Origin of the sequence: Lelliottia sp. WB101 (assembly GCF_003051885.1) — a bacterium.
In the GTDB taxonomy this organism is placed as follows: Bacteria; Pseudomonadota; Gammaproteobacteria; order Enterobacterales; family Enterobacteriaceae; genus Enterobacter; species Enterobacter nimipressuralis.
In genome coordinates this window covers 2663566-2683693 of the sequence record NZ_CP028520.1, presented here as the reverse complement: position 1 = coordinate 2683693, position 20128 = coordinate 2663566, and the positions used below count along the sequence as shown (strand labels likewise).

18 protein-coding genes are annotated in these 20128 nt (G+C 55.0%); all 18 read right to left on the bottom strand.

What is annotated here, in order from left to right:
- Window positions 1–343 precede the first annotated feature (343 nt).
- Window positions 344–1240, bottom strand: coding sequence for a GalU regulator GalF (gene galF / locus DAI21_RS12810; RefSeq protein ID WP_102104084.1), 897 nt, complete (start codon window positions 1238–1240; stop codon window positions 344–346).
- 177 nt (window positions 1241–1417) lie between these two features.
- On the bottom strand, window positions 1418–2809 hold the full coding sequence (gene wcaM / locus DAI21_RS12805) for a colanic acid biosynthesis protein WcaM (protein ID WP_107703272.1): 1392 nt from the start codon (window positions 2807–2809) through the stop codon (window positions 1418–1420).
- 11 nt (window positions 2810–2820) lie between these two features.
- The gene (gene wcaL / locus DAI21_RS12800) at window positions 2821–4041 is read right to left on the bottom strand and encodes a colanic acid biosynthesis glycosyltransferase WcaL (protein WP_107703271.1); all 1221 of its coding nucleotides are present in this window, start codon (window positions 4039–4041) and stop codon (window positions 2821–2823) included.
- On the bottom strand, window positions 4038–5318 hold the full coding sequence (gene wcaK, locus DAI21_RS12795; protein WP_107703270.1) for a colanic acid biosynthesis pyruvyl transferase WcaK: 1281 nt from the start codon (window positions 5316–5318) through the stop codon (window positions 4038–4040). Before wcaK ends, wcaL begins: the two co-directional genes overlap by 4 nt.
- 19 nt (window positions 5319–5337) lie before the next feature.
- Window positions 5338–6816: a colanic acid undecaprenyl disphosphate flippase WzxC gene (wzxC, locus tag DAI21_RS12790; protein ID WP_102104089.1), complete on the bottom strand. Its 1479-nt coding sequence runs from the start codon at window positions 6814–6816 to the stop codon at window positions 5338–5340.
- 32 nt (window positions 6817–6848) lie between these two features.
- The gene (gene wcaJ, locus DAI21_RS12785) at window positions 6849–8243 is read right to left on the bottom strand and encodes an undecaprenyl-phosphate glucose phosphotransferase (protein WP_107703269.1); all 1395 of its coding nucleotides are present in this window, start codon (window positions 8241–8243) and stop codon (window positions 6849–6851) included.
- Between the two features lie 48 nt (window positions 8244–8291).
- A complete protein-coding gene (cpsG, locus tag DAI21_RS12780) occupies window positions 8292–9662 on the bottom strand; it encodes a colanic acid biosynthesis phosphomannomutase CpsG (protein WP_107703268.1) in 1371 nt (456 codons plus the stop codon).
- Between the two features lie 110 nt (window positions 9663–9772).
- On the bottom strand, window positions 9773–11209 hold the full coding sequence (gene cpsB / locus DAI21_RS12775) for a mannose-1-phosphate guanyltransferase (protein ID WP_100779617.1): 1437 nt from the start codon (window positions 11207–11209) through the stop codon (window positions 9773–9775).
- Window positions 11210–11212: 3 nt separating this feature from the next.
- Window positions 11213–12436 carry a colanic acid biosynthesis fucosyltransferase WcaI gene (gene wcaI / locus DAI21_RS12770; protein WP_107703267.1) on the bottom strand — a complete coding sequence of 408 codons (1224 nt, stop codon included), beginning with the start codon at window positions 12434–12436 and terminating at the stop codon, window positions 11213–11215.
- Window positions 12433–12912 (bottom strand): GDP-mannose mannosyl hydrolase, encoded by a 480-nt coding sequence (locus DAI21_RS12765; protein WP_107703266.1) that lies wholly within the window; start codon window positions 12910–12912, stop codon window positions 12433–12435. Before DAI21_RS12765 ends, wcaI begins: the two co-directional genes overlap by 4 nt.
- A 2-nt stretch (window positions 12913–12914) precedes the next feature.
- On the bottom strand, window positions 12915–13880 hold the full coding sequence (locus DAI21_RS12760; protein ID WP_100779614.1) for a GDP-L-fucose synthase: 966 nt from the start codon (window positions 13878–13880) through the stop codon (window positions 12915–12917).
- A 3-nt stretch (window positions 13881–13883) separates the two neighbouring features.
- Window positions 13884–15005, bottom strand: a complete 1122-nt coding sequence (gene gmd / locus DAI21_RS12755) for a GDP-mannose 4,6-dehydratase (RefSeq protein WP_100779613.1) — start codon at window positions 15003–15005, stop codon at window positions 13884–13886.
- Window positions 15006–15030: 25 nt separating this feature from the next.
- Window positions 15031–15579, bottom strand: a complete 549-nt coding sequence (gene wcaF / locus DAI21_RS12750) for a colanic acid biosynthesis acetyltransferase WcaF (RefSeq protein WP_102104095.1) — start codon at window positions 15577–15579, stop codon at window positions 15031–15033.
- Window positions 15580–15594: 15 nt separating this feature from the next.
- A complete protein-coding gene (wcaE, locus tag DAI21_RS12745) occupies window positions 15595–16341 on the bottom strand; it encodes a colanic acid biosynthesis glycosyltransferase WcaE (RefSeq protein ID WP_100779611.1) in 747 nt (248 codons plus the stop codon).
- Window positions 16342–16357: 16 nt separating this feature from the next.
- The gene (wcaD, locus tag DAI21_RS12740; RefSeq protein ID WP_100779610.1) at window positions 16358–17578 is read right to left on the bottom strand and encodes a colanic acid polymerase WcaD; all 1221 of its coding nucleotides are present in this window, start codon (window positions 17576–17578) and stop codon (window positions 16358–16360) included.
- Window positions 17553–18770 carry a colanic acid biosynthesis glycosyltransferase WcaC gene (gene wcaC, locus DAI21_RS12735; protein ID WP_107703265.1) on the bottom strand — a complete coding sequence of 406 codons (1218 nt, stop codon included), beginning with the start codon at window positions 18768–18770 and terminating at the stop codon, window positions 17553–17555. The genes wcaD and wcaC overlap by 26 nt, the downstream gene beginning before the upstream one ends.
- Window positions 18767–19255 carry a colanic acid biosynthesis acetyltransferase WcaB gene (wcaB, locus tag DAI21_RS12730; RefSeq protein WP_100780848.1) on the bottom strand — a complete coding sequence of 163 codons (489 nt, stop codon included), beginning with the start codon at window positions 19253–19255 and terminating at the stop codon, window positions 18767–18769. The genes wcaC and wcaB overlap by 4 nt, the downstream gene beginning before the upstream one ends.
- Window positions 19256–19257: 2 nt before the next feature.
- Window positions 19258–20100 carry a colanic acid biosynthesis glycosyltransferase WcaA gene (gene wcaA / locus DAI21_RS12725; protein WP_100779608.1) on the bottom strand — a complete coding sequence of 281 codons (843 nt, stop codon included), beginning with the start codon at window positions 20098–20100 and terminating at the stop codon, window positions 19258–19260.
- Window positions 20101–20128: the final 28 nt, after the last annotated feature.

The window sequence follows — 20128 nt, the reverse complement described above, 5'->3', positions numbered from 1 at the left end:
ATTCAGAATAATATGAGCGAAAACAGAAAATATGCACGCTACCGCCCCTGGCTTAACAGCTACCAGTGCACTGAGTACATTCGCAAGATGTGTTGACTTATGGTCATTTTTCGGACGTTAGGCGTAACTGGACAACCATAGAAGTCTGTTAATTGTCGTCCTTATCGACGACAGAAACAAGTAGAAATCCTTATCAAGTCGCCCAAAAAAACATCAGCTAACTTATTGTAATGTGAGAACTTTAAAAACAAAAAACGGCAACGAGCATTCTTGAGGATTTGCCTTCACTCAGAATGATCGGTTGCCGCTACTTTCGTGCTGCGCGCTTAGGAGGCCTGTAGAATTACTCGCTCGTCAGAAGTTTCTCAATGCTCTTACGGAACTTCGCCCCTTCCTTCAGGTTGCGCAGCCCATAGTTTACAAACGCCTGCATATAGCCCATTTTCTTACCGCAGTCGTAGCTGTCACCGGTCATCAGCATCGCATCCACCGACTGTTTTTTCGCCAGTTCTGCAATGGCATCCGTCAGCTGAATACGGTCCCAGGCACCGGGTTCCGTTTTTTCCAGCTCGGCCCAGATATCAGCGTTCAAGACATAGCGGCCTACTGCCATCAGGTCAGAAGCCAGTGTCTGCGGCTGATCGGGTTTTTCGATGAATTCAACAATACGGCTCACCTGCCCTTCTGAATCCAGCGGCTCTTTGGTTTTAATCACAGAGTACTCAGACAGATCGCCTTTCATGCGTTTCGCCAGCACCTGGCTACGGCCCGTCTCATTGAAACGCGCCACCATAGCGGCGAGGTTATAGCGCAGCGGATCGGCTGAAGCATTGTCCAGAATGATATCTGGCAGCACCACGATAAACGGGTTGTCACCGACAACCGGACGCGCGCAGAGAATGGAATGCCCAAGACCCAGCGGCTGTGCCTGGCGCACGTTCATGATGGTCACCCCTGGCGGGCAGATAGACTGCACTTCGGCCAGAAGCTGACGCTTAACACGCTGCTCAAGCAGCGCTTCGAGTTCGTAAGAGGTGTCGAAGTGGTTCTCTACCGCATTCTTGGAAGAGTGAGTCACCAGAACGATTTCTTTGATCCCTGCAGCAACAATCTCGTCGACGATGTACTGGATCATCGGCTTGTCAACGATCGGCAGCATCTCTTTAGGAATCGCTTTTGTGGCTGGCAGCATATGCATACCCAAGCCCGCTACCGGAATGACTGCTTTCAAATTAATCATTATTTCTTCCACCTTAAAATGGTTGCCGAATTATAGCTGTTAAACCCGTTTTCGCCAGCATGTTTTACGGTAATTCAGGACCTGATGGTACGCTTTCGACCCACAAATTACAGTAGTTGTTGTCCGAATACGTCACAGTTTTGACACAGAATAATCGCAAAATGGCTGACGCAGACTCTATCTGTGGGGCAGTTTGAAGTTCAGCCTCTCCACATTCACCACCTGCTGATCCACCCGGTCGATATCCACCGAACTCTGCCCTTTTTCATTGACCGCATGAATATTCGCCAGTGAGAGCAGCGTCTCATCTTTCGCCATAAACTTGCCGCGCACGTCTTTGCGCAGGTCAAAATTCATCTTCAGCGCGGGCCCGACTGTCGCCTGTTGCATCACGTTGATGTTGCGTAAAAATAGGTGCTGCGGTTTGTTGTGCAACTCCAGCGTCGCGCGCTGCATCTCCACGTTGGTGATGGCGACAAACGAGGTCGCGTTGCCCGATGAAATCTGTATGCCGCGCAGTTTGTATGCCAGCTGTCGATTATCCAGGCGGATATTGTTGAGCCTGAAGTTTTGCGGAATCGACAGGTAATCGCCCTTAATCACCCCGTAGCCGATCAGCATCCCGGCGCTGTTGACCATATCAACATTATCGATGACAAAGTTATCGCAGCCGTAAATCGCCACCGTGGCGTTATCAATCCCGGCTTTTTTACTGAAATCCGGGGTGATGTTTTTGGCTTTCACATTACGAATAATAAAGTGCTTACCGTTTTCCACGTGCACCAGTTGCCGACAGTTACTGCCCGTAATGTTCGCCACCACAAAGTTCTTCACGGTCTGCTTTTCCGGGTAGTCGTTATCGTAGGTACTCCCGGCGAGGCCAATGCCGATGCCCCAGTTAATCTTGCCGTTGGTACAGTTGATATTGTCGATCACATGGTCAGAGATCAGGATATTGCGGTCGTTAATGGCAACGTTCCATTCGATCGCATCGCCCTGCAAATGGCTGAAATGGCTGTTCGTGATCCGCGCGCCGTCGACCTGATTATGGAATCCCTGACGCAGAATGGCGTAGTTGGCCTGCGACACGCTGATGTTATCGATCAGCAAATTCCGCATCACCCGCGGTTTTTTACCGCCGATGTAAATCTGCGTCACCGGGCCAAAGCCGCTCATTGCCAGGCCCTGAATCACGCAGTCAGAGCCGCGCACATCCAGGGTGATGTTTTCCGTGCGGCCCTTCCCTTCGCCGATCACCTTGCTGCCTTCCTGTAACACAAAGCGCCCGCGCCCGTTGCCGGTGAGCGCCCCGCGAATCAGCAGGGTTTTACCATCGGGGATAAATATCCCGGTGTTGATGTTCTCGCAGGTGAGTCCCACCGGAACCACCACCGTATCGCCGTCGACAAAAGCCTGCTTAAAAGCAGCGATCCAGTCCTTGCGATTGTACTGGCTGATATCGACCGTGCCGCTGCCCGCCGCGCGTGCGAGACGTGACGTGAGCAACGGCGTCGCGGCCAGCAGCGAGCAGGCGGTCACAAAGTTGCGTCGGGTTATTTTTTTCAGCATACCACCTCGGCTTATAGCGTTTGTAACAGGCTCGCTAACTGACGATTTATTACCTGCTGATTAAATTCGGTTTCGACTTTTTGCCGCGCGTTATGCAGCACGGGCGCCAGCTCCTGCTGGTCGATATCGCTGAACGCGGCCAGCCTGTCGGCAAGCGCGACCGCGTTATTTTCCGGCACCAGCCAGCCGGAATGGCCAGGCTCGATCAGCTCCGGGATGCCGCTGTGCACGGTGGAGACCACCGGAATACCCACCGCCATCGCCTCCATCAGGGCAACAGGAATTCCCTCCATATCGCCATCCGCACCGGTCACGGACGGCAGCAGGAACACATCGGCGTCGTCGAGCATGGCTTTGACTTCATGACTCGGCTTAAAGCCCGGCATCTCAACAAAACCTTCCAGTTGGTATTGCTCGATCAACGTGCGCAGGCGACGCTCCCACGGGCCAATCCCGAGAATGCGATAGTGAAAATCCACCCCACGCGCCCTGAGCTGACGGCAGGCTTCAATCGCCACGTGCAGCCCTTTTTTCTCGGTGAGACGCGCCACAGAGATAATTTGCAGCGGTTTACCCGGCACTTTCACCGGGCGCTGGGTAAAGCGCTCCATGTTCACGCCCATCCGCGACACGGTGATTTTATCGGACGGACAGCCCATGGTTTTCAGCCGTCCGGCCCAGAGTTCGCTGATTGGCAGCATCATGTCGCCGCGACGAAACAGCTTCTGATATTCACCGGTGTAATGGTTCAACACCTCATGGCTGGAGATGTCGATCCCGTGGAAAATGGTCGCGATTTTGCCGTCAATCACCCCCAGCTCGCGCAGTTTTGCCGCTGTCACGCCCGCCGGGCCAAAGTGGGCGATAAACACATCGGCGCGAAATGGCCGAGCCGTTTGCCCGCGAATCGAGGAGAGGATCAGGTTGCGCGCTTCAGCGCCGTAGCGGGAAACGTTGAGCGCCCGCCAGGTTGATGTGCGATGCAGCCCGCGCAGCGTCTGGCCTGCACGAAAGCGCAGCTTCGCCAGGCGGCCCTGTGGCTCATCCTGCAGCCAGCGGGTTTTCGCCGCAAGATCATACTGCGTCCAGGCCGCATGAGTATTCTGCGTATCGCCCTTTTGCAGGGCGACAATCTCCACGTCATATCCCATATCGATAAACGCGGTGATTTGGTTCAGCACAAAGGTCTCCGATGAGAGCGGGAATTTCAGCAAGAAGAAACCAACCTTCATTTGCCCTCCCCGATGCGGTCGAGGACGGATTTGACCATGCTAATCCCGTTTTCCCGCTCGGCTTTCACCGCATGCGCCAGGCGTTCATTGATTGCCGGAAGCTGGCCGAGAGTATCGCCCACCATCGCGCCCAGGGAACCGTCCAGCAGATGTCGAATATCCACCGCCATCTCCGGCATGCCCAACTGCTGCATAATGCCCGCTGATTTGTGTTCATAGTTGATGGCGATAGCCGGCGTGCCAAAGTTCATGGAGATGATCGCAGAGTGCAGGCGTGTGCCCACCGTCAGGTCGCAGGCGGAAAGCAGCTTGCCCATCTCCAGATCGTTAAGCTCATCCATCACCACGTGGTAGCGCGACGGATCGTTCACGAGGTTGCGCAGGTTCAGCGCCACCATCCGGTCATCTTTGTTGTAGCTGTCGATGCCCGTACAGGTGGAGAGCGCCAGCACCAGATAGCCGCTGTCGAGCACGCGATTCACCATGTCGGCGAACGCCTGCTCGTAAGCCGCCTGAGTGGTGCCCAGACGCTTATCGAACGGCGCCAGTTCACGCAGGGTAATAGCCACGGTTTTCTGTTTCGCCGCCACGTTCAGCCAGTGCTGAACTGCATAGCTGGCCTCAAAGTTATCGTTCTGGTGATCCACCAGCCAGGCCGTATCCACCCCGTGCTCAACTTTTGAGGTATCAATTTCGCTGCGTTTCATCAGATCCAGGCTCACGGATTCGCGCAGGATCAGCGCATCGCAGTGGCCAAACACATAGTTCGCCAGCTGGTTAAACTGCGGGTCCTGGAATGGCCCGACGCTGTGGCCAATCATAAACAGCGGCTTTTTCGCCATAAAGGTGCAAAGAGCATGCTCGAACTGCGGCACGCCGTAGAGATCGACAAAGAACGACCCGCCAACCTGAATAATGGCGTCATAGCCCGACAGCAGGCGCACAAAATCGGTAAACCCCTGGGCGATAGCAATGTTGCGCAGCTTGCCGGTGTCGGTGACACGCGACAGCAGCACCTGATGCTGATAGCGGCGACGCAGCACTTTTTTCACGCGGCCCACAACGCCTGCGGCAGTGTTGTGCTGTTTCATCTGGCTGTAGAGCGGATCGCCCATTACCGGGCGGTTGAGTAACCACGACGAGCTCACCGGATAGCGGCTCATCACATCCACTTCTGTCTCAGGCTCGAGTGTGTTAATGGCATCCAGCAGGCCGCGCAGAATGGCGCTATCGCCACGGTTGCCGCAGGTATGGTTGCCCAGAATCAGTAATTTCATAATGACCTCTTAAAAAAAATCAGCCTGCACGAAGCAATGTTTTCATTTTTTCGCTGCGACAAAACTGGCGCTTCATCTCAACCACCAGCGCATTACGGGACAGCACAATCATCACCACAAACGCCAGCGCACCTGCGGCGATCTGTACCGCCAGCAACGCGCCCAGCGGCAGATGTCCGTTGAGTACAAATCCTAATCCGTAGCTCACAGCCAGCGTCGGCAGCGACAGATAAAACGGCAGCCACAGGCTCAGGATGTACTGGCGATAGCTGGAGCCAAGCACCGGTTTAATCATCACGAAGTAGCTCAGCACGGTGTTGATTATCTGCACCAGCAGGAAGCCAAGCGTTACGCCAATCGCGCCCGCCATGTGCCCACCGACGATAATCGCCGGAATAAACAGGAACGTTTTAAAGACGTTGAATTTGAAGCTGATATCGACGCGCGCTTTGGCCATCAGCAGTGAACCAATCGGGTTACCGACGGAACGCAGCAGGCCCACCACGCACAACAGCTGCAGGATCGGGATAATCCCGCTCCACTTCTCGCCAAACACCAGCGGAACGAAGTTATTGGAGACCACCATCAGCCCGAGCAGCGCCGGGAAGTTAATAATCCCCACCACCGACAGCAGCTTGTAGAAGTTCACGCGCAGCTTGTCCGTGTCGTCCTGAATTTTGGCGAACGCCGGAAACAGCACGCGGGTAATGATCGGGTTGAGTTTCATCGGCGGAACAACCGCCACGTTGTACGCCAGGTTATAGCCACCCGCGACGCTGGCACCGAGAATACGTGCCAGCACCAGCGTGGAGAGATTGGTATTCACATAGTTGATAATGCTGTCGGCAGTCAGCCACGCGCCGAAACGCAGATTGGAGGAGACGGACGCCAGCGAAAAGTGAAAACCGGGACGGTAAATCTTTCGGCCAAAGAAGCCGAACAGCAGCGTACGCACCGCAGTGTTGACCAGATACCCGAGGATCGCCGTCATCGCCAGCGGCCAGAAATGGGCGCTGACCACGGTGAAGGTAAAACCTGCCAGCACCGAGGTAGTCTCGATCATGCCGATCTTGTTGAACTCCAGCTCTTTTTGCATCAGCGCGCGGAACTGCTGACCGTGCGGGATCACCACAAAGGCAAACGACAGGGTGCGGATAAGCGGCGCGAGATCCGGGTTGTTCAGCACATCGCCGATAACGTCACTCAGCAGAAACACCACCACAAACACCGCAATCCCCAGCCCGACGTTCAGCCAGTAAAGCGTCGTGAGTTCAAGATGACTGATCTCTTTGCGCTGAATAATCGAGTTGGCAATGCCGAAGTCCGACAGGGTATCCGCCAGCGCGATAATCACCAGCGAGACCGTCAGCAGGCCGAACTGGTGATTATCAATAATCCGCGCCAGCACCGTCATCTGCACCAGCCCGAGACCGATGATGATGATGGTGGCCATCGCCGACCACTTGGCCCCGCTGATGGTTTTTTCACGTAAACTCATGACCACTCCTTTAAGCCTGTTCCATCAGGCACTTAATACGCGGCTTTATTAACAAAGCCTTTAAAGATGGTCAGAAACACGATTTTGATATCGAACCAGACGCTCCACTCGCGGATGTATTCCAGATCGAACTCAATGCGTTTTTCCATTTTTTCCAGCGTGTCGGTTTCGCCGCGCCAGCCGTTGATTTGCGCCCAGCCGGTAATGCCTGGCTTCACTTTGTGACGCAGCATGTAGCCCTCGATCAGCGCACGGTACTGCTCGTTATGCGCCACCGCATGCGGACGTGGCCCGACAATCGACATTCCGCCGGTCAGCACGTTGATAAACTGCGGCAGTTCGTCGAGGGACGTGCGGCGCAGGAAGTTGCCCACGCGGGTGACGCGCGGATCGTTCTGCGTAGCCTGAGTCACGACCCTGTCGTTTTCCATCACCTTCATCGAGCGGAATTTCCATACCATGATCGGCTTGCCGTCCATCCCGTAGCGGGTCTGGCGGAAGATCACCGGGCCTGGCGAGGTGATTTTGACCGCCAGCGCAATGCCGCACAGTACCGGGGAGATCAGCAGCAAAATCAAAGAAGAGAGCACGATATCTTCTGCGCGCTTGAGCAGACGGTTGATCCCGGAGAGCGGCGTGTCATACAGCGGTACCACCGGCACGCCGTTCACTTCTTCAATACGCGAGTGCAAAATGTTGAAGGTAAACACGTCAGGGATCAGGATCACCGAGCAGGTGGTGTCGGCCAGCTCACGCATCAGGTGTTTGATACAGGACTCTTCGCTCATTTTCAGGGCGAGATAGACGTTATGAATTTTGCCCGCGCGCGCATCTTCGATCAGCTGGTCGTAGTTACCCGCCCAGTCCGACGTCACGCCGCCCGGTTTAGCATCGTGATACACCCCCACAACGTCGAAGCCCAGCCACGGCTCTTTGCGAAAACTGTCCAGCAGCGCTTGACCCACGGGCAGATCCCCTGCCACCGCCACGTAACGCTTGTTATAGCCGCGGTTACGCAGCCAGCCTGCGATACAGCGGATCAGGGAACGGCAGACCACCATCCCGACGCTGGTTAACGCGTACCAGCAAAGATAGGTTTTCAGGCTGTTATCAAAGTCGCTGCTGAATGCCACCAGCCCGGCGCTGAAAATCAGGCTTAAGGTCCAGTTTTGCAGAAGTAACATCAGCTCGGTGGTGATTTTGACTCCACGGTAAGAGCGATAAAAATCGGTCATCCCGCCGATCATCTGAAAGACCACCAGCGCCAGCAGCGCCATCAACAGATGCATGTATAAAAACGACAGGTCGCTTAGCTGACACACCACCCACAGCCCACCGAACATGATGGTGATATCAGAAAAACGCTGCACCATAGAGATTAACGATGCATTCGTTTTGGCTCGCTCGCGCTTTTTTAGATTTGTCATCGTTGTTCCTGTTATCGGGTTCCCTCTCCCATCGGGAGAGGGCAATGATCACTGTTTCAACAGCGCCAGAATGTCCTGCGTTCGTGCCTCCATCAGCGGAACGTCGGCACGCGACTCCACGTTCAGGCGTACCACCGGCTCGGTGTTCGACGAGCGCAAATTAAAGCGCCACTGCGGGAACGACATGCTGATCCCGTCCGTACGGTCGATTTCGAGGGCGTGCAGGGCAAAATGCTGCTCGACGCGGGCGATAGACTCGGCTGGCTGTTCCAGCTTGCTGTTGATTTCGCCGCTCGCCGGGAACGCCGCCATGCGGTCGCGCACCAGTTCGCCCAGGGTTTGTCCCTTCAGGCACAGCAGCTCGGTCACCAGCAGCCACGGGATCATCCCGCTGTCGCAATAGGCAAAATCACGGAAGTAGTGATGGGCGCTCATCTCGCCGCCATAGATGGCGTCTTCTTCGCGCATGCGCTCTTTAATGAACGCGTGACCGGTCTTCGACATCACCGGCGTGCCGCCCGCAGCGCTGACCACATCGACGGTGTTCCAGGAGAGACGCGGGTCGTGAATAATTTTCGCCCCCGGGTTTTTCTCAAGGAAGGCTTCAGCCAGCAGGCCGACAATGTAATAGCCCTCGATAAACTGGCCTTTTTCATCGAAGAGGAAGCAGCGGTCGAAATCGCCGTCAAAGGCAATCCCCATATCCGCGCCATGCTCGATTACCGCGTTGCGGGTATCGTCGCGGCACTCTGGCAGCAGCGGGTTCGGGATCCCGTTCGGGAAGTTGCCATCCGGGGTGTTGTGGACTTTAACAAAGGTGACCGGCACGTTCAGCGCCTTAAAGCGGGCTTCAAGGGCGTCCACCACCGGACCCGCCGCGCCGTTGCCGGAGTTAATCACCAGCTTCAGCGGCTTGAGGTTTGCCACGTTGATATACCCCAGCAGATGGTCGATATACGCGTTGCGCAGATCAATCTGCTGATAGCTGCCGCGCGCGGCGTCGTTCACCGGCGGGAAGTCGTTGGCTTCCGCCAGACGCTGCACGTCGCGCAGCCCGGTGTCGCCGCTGATCGGGCGCGCGCCTTCGCGCACCAGCTTCATGCCGTTGTAATCCATCGGATTATGGCTGGCGGTGACTTCGATGCCGCCGTCCACGCCCAGGTGGAAAGTGGCGAAATAGATCTCTTCGGTGCCGGACAGGCCGATATCAAGTACATCCACACCGGCGTCCTGCAGGCCCTTTGCCAGCGCCAGTTTCAGCGCTTCACTGGTGAGACGCACATCACCGCCGAGCACAATGGTTTTCGGTTTCAGGTATTCGCCGTACGCGCGGCCAATGCGCCACGCGATATCTTCATTCAGCTCTTCACCCAATTTGCCGCGAATATCGTAGGCTTTGAAACAGGTTAACTTATTCATGTTTTTACCCTTCTTCAGGCAACAGTCGGCCCTGACCAGAAAGTGGCCAAAAATTATCGTTGTCATTATTTGCCGGATGGCGCCATGCCACCGGGCATTGTAAACCGGTGCTAAACCCGCCCGTACCGGTCCTGGAACCGGACAATATCGTCCTCTTCCAGATAGGAGCCGGATCGCACTTCGATCAGATCGAGAGGAATTTTCCCTGGGTTTTCCAGACAGTGCGTCGCGCCCAGCGGAATATAGATAGATTCGTTTTCACCAAGCAGTTTGATCTCACCATCAATGGTGACTTTCGCCGTCCCCGCGACCACCACCCAGTGTTCCGCACGATGATGATGCATCTGCACAGAAAGCCCCTCGCCCGGTTTCACGGTAATGCGCTTCACCTGATAGCGATCGCCCGCGTCGATGGAGTCATATTTGCCCCACGGACGGTACACTTCGCGGTGAATGTGATGCTCATGACGGCCATCAGCTTTAATCTGCTCAACGACTTTTTTGACGTCCTGGACGGAGTTACGGTCGGCAATCAGCACCGCGTCTTTGGTCTGTACCACCACCAGATCTTTGACGCCGACCGTGGTGACCAGGCCGGATTCCGCATAGACATAGCTGTTTTCGGTTTTATGGCTGATAACATCGCCATGATGGACGTTGCCTTCCGCCGTATGGGCGCTGATTTCCCACAGAGAGGACCAGGAGCCGACATCGCTCCAGCCCGCATCCATCGGCACCACCACCGCGTCCGCCGTGCGTTCCATTACCGCGTAGTCCACGGACTCTTCCGGGCAGGCGAGGAACGCCGCTTCATCCACGCGGATAAAGTCGAGATCCGGGTCTACCACCGCCATCGCTTTTTCGCAGGCGCGGAGAATATCCGGGCGATATTTTTCCAGCTCTTCCAGATAACGCCCGGCGCGGAACAGGAACATCCCGCTGTTCCAGTAGTATTCGCCGCTGCCGACATAGGCCTGAGCGGTTTCCAGATTCGGTTTTTCGACAAACTGCGCCACGTTAAAGGCCACGCTGTCGCCTTCTCCGGTCGTTACATCGCCGCGACGGATATAGCCGTAGCCGGTTTCCGGGAGATCCGGCACGATGCCGAAGGTCACCAGTTTGCCGCTTTCGGCATAAGGAATGGCGGCGCGCACCGCGTTACGGAAGGCGTCTTCCTGCTGAATCACATGGTCAGCCGCCAGCACCAGCATCAGCGGATCGCAATCGGGGCTGCTGCGTCGCGCGGCCAGTGCCGCCAGAGCGATCGCCGGGGCGGTATTACGGCCTGCCGGTTCCAGAATGATGTTCTCCGTCAGCTTATTCAGCTGACGCAGCTGTTCGGCGACAATAAAGCGGTGCTGCTCGTTGCAAATCACCACCGGACTTTCGCACTCCACGCCGTTCAGACGAGAAACCGTCGTTTGCAGCATGGTGAGTTCCCCTTTCAGGCAGAGGAACTGCTTGGGATAGAGCACGCGGGACAGCGGCCACAACCGACTACCGGAGCCACCCGCCATCACGACCGGGTACAATTTATTCTGACTCATTATTCATCCCCGTATATCTGCAATAAATTGGCTAAGCACGTTCTCTTTTTCGAGCGTGCGTTCGGCATAATCACGTGCCACCGTGTTCTCTTTTGGCATCGCGAGAGCCTGTTCAATTCCGGCGGCCAGCGCCGTTACCGACTCCGGCTCAACGCAAACGGCGATCCCCGGATAGCTGTCACACAACTGGCCTAACTCGGTCTCCGGCTCGGCGGTGATCACCGCATTGCCGCCGACGGCCAAAATGTTGGTCAGCTTGGAGGGCAGTACCGCATCTGCGGCGCCGCGCTTTTGCACGACCAGGTGGCAGTCGCCCATCTTCAGCAGGGCTGGCAGCGCTTCATAAGACTGAAGCGGGAAAAATTTCACGTTGTTCAGGCCGCGTTCGCTGACCATTTTCTCAAGCCGGGCTTTGCCACCGCCCTGCCCGACAATCACAAACATCCACGGGTGATTGCGAAGCTGCTGCGCGGCGTCGATAACGCTTTCCAGCCCCTGTTTTTCCCCGATGTTCCCTGAGTAAAGAATGATTTTTTGATCAGAAGGCAGACCGAGCTGGGTACGTAACGCCATCGCATCGCTCTCGGTTACGTCGCGAAAACGCGCCACTTCGGACCAGTTCGGGAAAAAGATCACTTTCTGCGCCGGGACGCCCTTTTCCTGCGCTTTGTTCATCATCGAGCGCGAGATGGTTGAGACGTAATCGACGTTATGCAGGCCGCTGCGCTCAAAGGCGCTGGCCAGTTTCGCGATTGTCCCGCCTTTGCCTTTCCCGGCCATACCGAGGCCGAGCATCGCGTCGACTTCATAATCCTGGATGTGCAGCAGGGTGCGTGCGCCAGAGAGTTTGCCCAGCAGGCGCATGCCTGGCGTGCAAAACAGCGTCGGCACCACGCCAATAATGCGATCCGGCTTCCAGCGGCGTTGGGCCATCAGCGGGAAGAAACTGCTCAGAGCAAAGCTTCCCAAATGCAGCAGGCGTTTTAGCGTCGAGGGCTGTTTCGGCACATACAGCGGGCAGCGCCAGACGGTCGCGTCCCCCTGCTCGCGGCGATAGCGCCAGCTGGAGTAGCGCTCGCCGACTTTCCATTCCGGGTAGTAAGGCGGGGCCGTAATGACCCGCACCTCGTGACCCTGACGGGCCATCCATTCGACCATTTCACCGGTGTACTTACCGATACCGGTTAGCTCCGGCGAGTAGTTGATGCCGTAGACCAAAATCTTCATAGTCCCGGCACCTCAGCCTGACGTTCCGCCAGGAAATAGGCGCGACTGTTGTCGTGAACGTTGTCACTGGCCAGCAGCGCGGCCTGTTCCAGCCAGCGGTAATCGTCGTGCTGAGAATCAGGCAGACGCAGGTCTGCCTCACTCACCTTCAGGCGAAAACCGAGCACCACGTAATGGGTGCTAAAACCGGTGCCGGAAAAGTTATCGTCATAGAAGTGCTGCCAAACCCCGTAAAACTGGCCTGCCGCCATCGGCAGACGCAGCCCCAGCTCCGCCAGGGTGAGACGTTCAAACGCAGTGTCTAACGTCTCATCCTTTTGCACGCGTCCTCCCGGAACAAACCAGAATCCTTGTGCCGGGCGATTGGTGCGTTTACCGAGCAGAAACTCACCGCGTTCGTTCTCCACGATCAAATCGATGGAGATCAGCGGAGTGGAGCGGACTACCGTGGCAAAATCTTCCTGACTTAAAAACATGATTACCCCCGGAAGCGATGCTGGTTTTCCAGGAACCACTGGTACGTACTCGCCAGTCCCTGTTCGAGCGACACTTCGTGATACCAGCCGAGCTGGTGCAGACGCGTCACGTCCAGCAATTTACGCGGTGTGCCGTCGGGCTTAGTGGCGTCGAACACCACGCGGCCTTTGTAGCCCACCACCTGGGCGATGGTCTGCGCCAGTTCGCGAATGGTGCAATCCACGCCGGTGCCAACGTTGATGTGCGACAGCATCGGCTGGGTGTTTTCAGCCCACACCTCGCGATCCAGTTCCATCACGTGAATGCTGGCGGCAGCCATGTCATCCACATGCAGGAATTCGCGCATCGGCGTCCCGCTGCCCCACACCACCACATCAGGCGTGTTGGCGGCGGTCGCTTCGTGGAAGCGGCGCAGCAGCGCCGGGATCACGTGCGAGTTACTCGGGTGGAAGTTATCGTGCGGGCCGTACAGATTGGTCGGCATCACCGAGCGATAGTCGCGGTCATACTGGCGGTTATAGGACTCGCACAGTTTGATCCCGGCAATCTTGGCGATGGCATACGGCTCGTTCGTCGCTTCCAGCGTGCCCTGCAGCAGCTCGCTCTCAGCGATCGGCTGTTTGGCCAGCTTCGGGTAGATACAGGATGAACCGAGGAACAGCAGCTTATTCACGTTGTGCAGATGCGCCGCGTGAATGATATTGCTCTCGATCATCATGTTTTCGTAGATGAAATCCGCCGGGTAGCTGTTGTTGGCGACAATGCCGCCCACTTTCGCCGCCGCCAGATACACCTGGTCAATACGTTCGTTAGCAAAGAACTGCTGCACCGCCTGGCTGTCCAGCAGGTTCAGCTCGTCGCGGGTGCGAAGAATCAGCTCTGCATCGCCACGCTGTTCCAGCTGGCGAACGATGGCCGATCCCACCATTCCACGATGACCGGCGACAAAAATACGTTGTTTGGTCATGACTCAGGACTCCAGCGCGATGGCAACCTCGTAGCCATGGGACTTCAGCAGGGAGTGTTTTTTCGCTGCTTCGAGATCGTGGGCAACCATTTCAGAGACCATCTCCTGCAGAGTGATTTCCGGTTTCCAGCCCAGTTTTTCGTGCGCTTTGGTTGGGTCGCCGAGCAGGGTTTCCACTTCCGCAGGACGGAAGTAACGCGGGTCAACCTGAACAATCACATCGCCCGGTTTCACGCCCGGTGCATCGTGACCGGTCACAGAAACCACCACACCACGCTCTTCTACACCGGTGCCTTCAAAGCGCAGTTTGATACCGAGCTGTGCGGCTGCCATTTCAACGAACTGACGCACGGAGTACTGCACGCCGGTGGCAATCACGAAATCTTCCGGTTTGTCCTGCTGCAGCATCATCCACTGCATTTTCACGTAGTCTTTCGCATGGCCCCAGTCACGCAGGGAGTCCATGTTGCCGAGGTGCAGGCAGGATTCTAGGCCCTGCGCGATGTTAGCGATCGCACGGGTGATTTTACGGGTTACGAAGGTTTCGCCACGACGTGGAGATTCGTGGTTGAACAGAATGCCGTTACAGGCGTACATGCCGTAGGATTCGCGGTAGTTCACGGTGATCCAGTAAGCGTAGAGTTTGGCGACAGCGTAAGGAGAGCGCGGGTAGAACGGCGTGGTCTCTTTCTGTGGGATTTCCTGCACCAGGCCGTACAGCTCAGAGGTGGATGCCTGGTAGAAACGGGTTTTCTTTTCCAGACCCAGGAAGCGGATGGCTTCCAGCAGGCGCAGCGTGCCCATACCATCGACGTCTGCGGTGTATTCCGGGGATTCGAAGGAGACAGCCACGTGGCTCATTGCGCCCAGGTTGTACACTTCATCCGGCTGCACTTCCTGCAGGATACGGGTCAGGTTGGAGCTGTCGGTCAGGTCGCCGTAGTGCAGATGGAATTTCGGGTTTGCAGCATGCGGATCCTGATAGATGTGGTCCACACGTTCGGTGTTGAACGAAGAAGCGCGGCGTTTAATGCCGTGAACTTCATACCCTTTCTCCAGCAGAAACTCCGCCAGATAAGAACCATCCTGCCCGGTAACGCCGGTGATGAGAGCGACTTTAGACATGTTTATATTCCTCTACTTATCGAATTTAATCAGTTTCAACGCGTTCGCGTATCACCACTGCGGGGTTGCCACGGCAAATCTTATTTGCCGGTAGCGATTTAAAAACGCTGCTGCGGGCGCCAATAACGGTGCCATCGCCAACAGAAACACCAGGTGCAACAAAAACATCTGTCGCCAGCCAGCATTTTTCGCCAATCACAATAGGCGTGGCGTTAATATCGAAATGCTGACTCATAAAATCGTGACTGCCGGTACACAAATAACACTTTTGTGACACCACAGAGTGGGCGCCAATCGTAATATCGCCCAGGGTATATAACACCGCGTCATCACCCACCCAGGCGTAATCACCGAGGGTTAATTTCCAGGGATAGGTAATTTTCACGGACGGGCGAATAACCACATTTTTGCCAATTTTTGCGCCAAATAAACGCAGCAAAAAGGCTCGCCAGCGATACAGCACCTGCGGTGACCAGGCAAATAATGTTGCCTGCACCGCCCACCACAGCTGCACTTTTATTCCATTTCCACCGCGAAAACCTTTCGGGACGGTAAAACCACTGAGATCCTGCATCACCTTTCCTTATATTCAGGCTTTGTTATATAAGGCTTTCGTTTTGCCCGTCGTTTTCAGACGTAATAAATAGGATAATTCCGCCCAGAAGCCCGGCACGCGCAATATGTTGCGCTGGACTTTTTTAGCATCCTGGCATAATTCCAGATTATTCGAGGTTGACACACCACCCATCGAGAATTCCGATACCAGCCCTTTAATTCGACGGAACGGATAACCGGATTTATACAGACTGGCGGCCAGTGCATAATCAGATGACACTTTATATTGCAAATCGTACGGGTGCTTTTTCAGGCCCGCCGTCGGGAAGAAAATCGCCTGATGGCTGGCAGGCAAACTGTGGTAGATATACCAGCCGCTTTTGGCGCTACGACGAATTTTTGTGCCATCGCCGAAATCGAGCAGCGCATCACCGATAAACATCGCTTCTTCTTTCTGGCGCGACAGCTGACGGGCAAACAATGCCACATCGTCGTGGAAAACATCACCGGAATTGAGGAAGATCGCATAGCGCCCTTGCGCCATGTCGATGCCTTTATTCATCGCATCGTAAATGCCTTTATCTTTCTCGCTGATGTAACGTAAGTTGAACTCACCGTTAAGTTTTTCCAGAAACTCCGCGGTGCCATCGTCAGAGCCGCCGTCGACCACAATCCATTCAAACGTGAGGCTGGGATCGCGAGCCAGATTGCGCAGCGAGCGCCAGGTTTTGACGACCCCTTCGTGATTGCGAAAAGCGACTGTAATGACGCTAAGAAACATAAACCACCTCGTTTCGTCATACGTTCGTAATATTAAGCGCTTTGCGCAGAATAAACGGACAGACAATTAAGAATGCATATTCCGGGCTAAATATTGACCCGGTAAAAAACAGCGACACCGGCGTAAAAAGATAAAGCTGCACACGGAAATTCTGATTATCACCAAACGCGTTAATCATCATTTTGAACACTTTAAACAGGTACCATGCTGTTAACAGTACGGCGAACCAGGAAAAGTAAATAATTAACAGATACAGCCCATTGTCTATGGTTTTACCGACATCCGCACCGTTAAAGATTCCGAATGATGCAACATATTCGTAAAGTGAGCCAAATCTGACTACGCCATCAATATGAGTTAATGAATACCCCACCATCACCAGTGGCCCAATGATACGATAATATGATGACGAACCTTCCGTGCCTAAATCACCGAGACGCGTGGCGATGTAGGGGAATGCAAAAACAATACCCACTAAAAATACGGCTAATGAAATGATAGCCAGGGGTAGTTTTTTCTTAATCGCGTCTTTATTCAGGTACTGAAAGGCCCATTCCAGCAGGTAAAACAAGATAAATGTCATTACCCCGGAGAAAGAGCCTGACAGAACAATCCCTGCAAGAATCATAGCATCGGTCTTAGGGGTTTTGATACCAAACTGTTTGATGCTGAGCCAAATTGAGATTAGTGCCAGAGCAAAAAACGCCGGTTCAAAATAAAGCGCAGTGGTGCGTTTGCCACCAAATTTAATGAAGTTCAGAACATAGCTATTACTGTAAATCAGATATTTCGAAATCATCTCCATCAGGCTACTGCCGCCGGTCAAAATAATTTGCGCCATTTCCATAGCGGCAAGCATAACAATGAACGCAACGGCAATATAAAAGAACCTAAGGATTTTCCGATAATTGTGCGGCGAAATAGTTTTAAACCGAATACTCCACACCATGCCAATAATAATGACGATATAGACAAATAACATGGTGGAGGTGACGTACTTGCTGGCATCCAGCGACTGACCAAAGATGTAGTTAAATGCCGTTAAGCCAAAACCCAGCCCCAGAGCAATCATCAGTTTCTTCACGCTAATTTTGTCGACATAGAGCAGCAACAAAAGCGGTAAGAAAGTCACGATGGTGATCGGGAAGCTTTCGCCCAGTTGGGCAATTTTGACGTTAACCAGCAGATAAATCAGCGGCAACAGCAGGTAGCTACAGATTCTGATAGAACGAGACATACTCCTCCAGCATCTGTTCACCGCTGTAAGCCTTGCGGCTGCGGTTGCGGAACGATTCCAGGCTGGTGTTAAAAACAGCCTGCGCGATCTCGGCTTTTGGTCGTTGCACCAGCGGCAACACCTCGTGCTCGCTGAAAGTTTTCCCGCCTGATTTCTCCAGCACTTCGCGCGCGGCGTCGCTGTGGGTGGCGATCACCGGCACGCCGATGGAGAGCGCTTCGCACAAAATCAGCGGGTAGTTGTCCACGCGAGAGCTAAACACCAGCGCGTCCATGCCGTTCAGGGCGCTCATCAGCTTGCGTTTATCCGTCTCAAAGCCGTGATTAATCACGTTCGGCCCTTCAAACGGCGAGAATTTGCCGAAGGTGTGCAGCTCAATTTTGTCGCCGAGCGCCATCATGTCGCGCACCAGCTGTTGATTGGTTTTGCCGTCGTAGCGCAGATCGTGCGCAACCACCGCAATTTTCGGCTTACCCGGCGTCACTGCCACCGGCGTGAGTTCCGCCAGAATGTCTTCGGTCGCCACATCAATGCCGTTATTGATAATTTTGCAGCGCCCGACGCCATACAGGCTGTTAAAGGCATCCGCCACGTGCTGACTCGGGGAGATAAAGTGGCAGCCAAGGGCCATCATGTCGCGGAACAGCTGACGTTTTCCCGCCACCAGCTGGTGCGCGCGATCCACTTTCACCGGCGGATAGTTGCTGAGCGTCGGGCATTTCTGGCAGTGCGTTTTCCAGCCTTCGCAGCCATCGGTGAACGCGCAGCGTCCGGTAACGCTCCAGTGATCGTGCAGGGTCCAGACAAACGTGGTGTCCGGCTTGTGCGCCTGCACGTTTTCACAAAAGGCAACCACCTCTTCGAGTTTCAGCCAGTAGCTGTGCATAACGTGGAAATGCAGAACCACCGGGCCGGGGGTGCGCGTCACGGTGCGGTAGAGGTTATTCAGATTGCCGAACAGATCGCGGTTGAACAGACGAAACAGCGCGATGTTGGCCACCGATGTCAGACGCGGGGTCTGCTTCAGGACGTGCGGATAGTTATCATGACTAACGCTTTTTTTACCGCCCTTGCCGTAGCCATACACAAAGCGGGACTTGAACCCTTTTTGCAGCGCACGCTGATGCAGATCCAGCGCCACGCCGGCCGCCCCGCCTTCGGCAAGACGGACGTTAAATTGCAGAATATTCATTTCAACACCTTCACGCGGGCTTTTTCACCCACCACCAGCGCGTTATCCGGGATGCTGTCCAGCACCACGCTCCCCGCGCCAACGGTGACGTTGTTGCCAACGGTAATCTCACCAATCATCACCACATTGGCCCCCAGCTCGACGTTGTTGCCAATCACCGGGCAGGCCAGGCTGTCCGGGCCACGGTTACCGATAGTGACGCCGTGGCGAACGGTGAAATCATCACCCGCGACCACGAATTTATTGATAACGATGGCGTAGCCGTGGTGAATGGTAAAACGTCGTCCGATGGTGGCCGCCGCCTGGATTTCATAGCCAAACAGGCATTCAGTGATGATGCGGTACAGCACCAGAACCGGCGCTGCCCACAGGTTATTGAGCACATTCTTCTTGCGCCAGACGGAGCAGAAATGGGCGATGCGATACGCCAGAACCATGCAGCACGGGCGCAGGCTCCAGCTGTTTGCGCGGCAATCTTCCAGAATCATTATTTCCCCCGCAGCCCGTCGGCCAGACGCTTAGTGTTTCGCACGGAAAAGAGCGTCAGCAGCGTGCGCCAGTTCATGCGCTTATTGCGGATCTGATAGAGGGTAAACAGCTGATATTTACGGCTGGCACGATCGAACTTGTCTTTATGCTTGCGATAGAAGTGGAAGTAGCCGGAGAATTTTTTCGGCGATGAGGTGATCTGCATTTCACCGTGATTGATGTGCAGAATTTGCGTGGCGTCATCCACTTTCCAGGGTTCGCCATACTCCACCACCATGCGCAGGAAAATGTCGTAGTCCTGCGCCGCTTTCAGTTCCGTATCGAACAGGCACTCTTTAAAGCGCCATGCCCAGGTAAAGACCTGGTTGCCGATGATATTGCGTTTGTAAAACAGACGGCGCGAGTACGGCGATTTCGGGTACAGCGGCAGGCTGGCAGGCTGGGAGTAAACTTCGCCCTGGCAGACATAGTCGTTGGCATACAGAAACGCGTGGGTGACCAGCTGATGTTTATGCGCCAGGAAGGTCGACAGACGGTTAGGCGTCCACTCGTCGTCGTCATCGATTCCGGTCAGGAACTCCCCTTTCGCCTGCAAAATCGCCTGGTTGCGCACCGCGCACGCCCCGGAGTTGATGGCGTTGTGGGTATACATCACGCGCGGGTCGTTCAGCTCGGTGACAAATTTTTGCAACTGCTCGAAGGATGACGAGCAATCATCCACGATGATCAATTCCCAGTGGTCATAGTCCTGACGTAAAACCGATTTAATCGCACGGATCGCCAGCTGCTGACGATTCCAGGTTGGCATATAGATGGAGATCAAAGGGCGTGGTGTTGTCATTTTATTCCCCGGATGGCTTGTTGCCCTC

What these genes read in the sequence shown, in the direction of transcription:
- wcaF (WP_102104095.1), bottom strand. Translation starts at nt 15,579, where the DNA reads ATGCAGGATCTCAGTGGTTTTACCGTCCCGAAAGGTTTTCGCGGTGGA.
- wzxC (WP_102104089.1), bottom strand. Translation starts at nt 6,816, where the DNA reads ATGAGTTTACGTGAAAAAACCATCAGCGGGGCCAAGTGGTCGGCGATG.
- wcaM (WP_107703272.1), bottom strand. Translation starts at nt 2,809, where the DNA reads ATGCTGAAAAAAATAACCCGACGCAACTTTGTGACCGCCTGCTCGCTG.
- wcaI (WP_107703267.1), bottom strand. Translation starts at nt 12,436, where the DNA reads ATGAAGATTTTGGTCTACGGCATCAACTACTCGCCGGAGCTAACCGGT.
- wcaA (WP_100779608.1), bottom strand. Translation starts at nt 20,100, where the DNA reads ATGACAACACCACGCCCTTTGATCTCCATCTATATGCCAACCTGGAAT.
- DAI21_RS12760 (WP_100779614.1), bottom strand. Translation starts at nt 13,880, where the DNA reads ATGACCAAACAACGTATTTTTGTCGCCGGTCATCGTGGAATGGTGGGA.
- galF (WP_102104084.1), bottom strand. Translation starts at nt 1,240, where the DNA reads ATGATTAATTTGAAAGCAGTCATTCCGGTAGCGGGCTTGGGTATGCAT.
- wcaK (WP_107703270.1), bottom strand. Translation starts at nt 5,318, where the DNA reads ATGAAATTACTGATTCTGGGCAACCATACCTGCGGCAACCGTGGCGAT.
- wcaL (WP_107703271.1), bottom strand. Translation starts at nt 4,041, where the DNA reads ATGAAGGTTGGTTTCTTCTTGCTGAAATTCCCGCTCTCATCGGAGACC.
- wcaE (WP_100779611.1), bottom strand. Translation starts at nt 16,341, where the DNA reads ATGTTTCTTAGCGTCATTACAGTCGCTTTTCGCAATCACGAAGGGGTC.
- cpsB (WP_100779617.1), bottom strand. Translation starts at nt 11,209, where the DNA reads ATGAGTCAGAATAAATTGTACCCGGTCGTGATGGCGGGTGGCTCCGGT.
- DAI21_RS12765 (WP_107703266.1), bottom strand. Translation starts at nt 12,912, where the DNA reads ATGTTTTTAAGTCAGGAAGATTTTGCCACGGTAGTCCGCTCCACTCCG.
- wcaD (WP_100779610.1), bottom strand. Translation starts at nt 17,578, where the DNA reads ATGTCTCGTTCTATCAGAATCTGTAGCTACCTGCTGTTGCCGCTGATT.
- gmd (WP_100779613.1), bottom strand. Translation starts at nt 15,005, where the DNA reads ATGTCTAAAGTCGCTCTCATCACCGGCGTTACCGGGCAGGATGGTTCT.
- wcaC (WP_107703265.1), bottom strand. Translation starts at nt 18,770, where the DNA reads ATGAATATTCTGCAATTTAACGTCCGTCTTGCCGAAGGCGGGGCGGCC.
- wcaJ (WP_107703269.1), bottom strand. Translation starts at nt 8,243, where the DNA reads ATGACAAATCTAAAAAAGCGCGAGCGAGCCAAAACGAATGCATCGTTA.
- cpsG (WP_107703268.1), bottom strand. Translation starts at nt 9,662, where the DNA reads ATGAATAAGTTAACCTGTTTCAAAGCCTACGATATTCGCGGCAAATTG.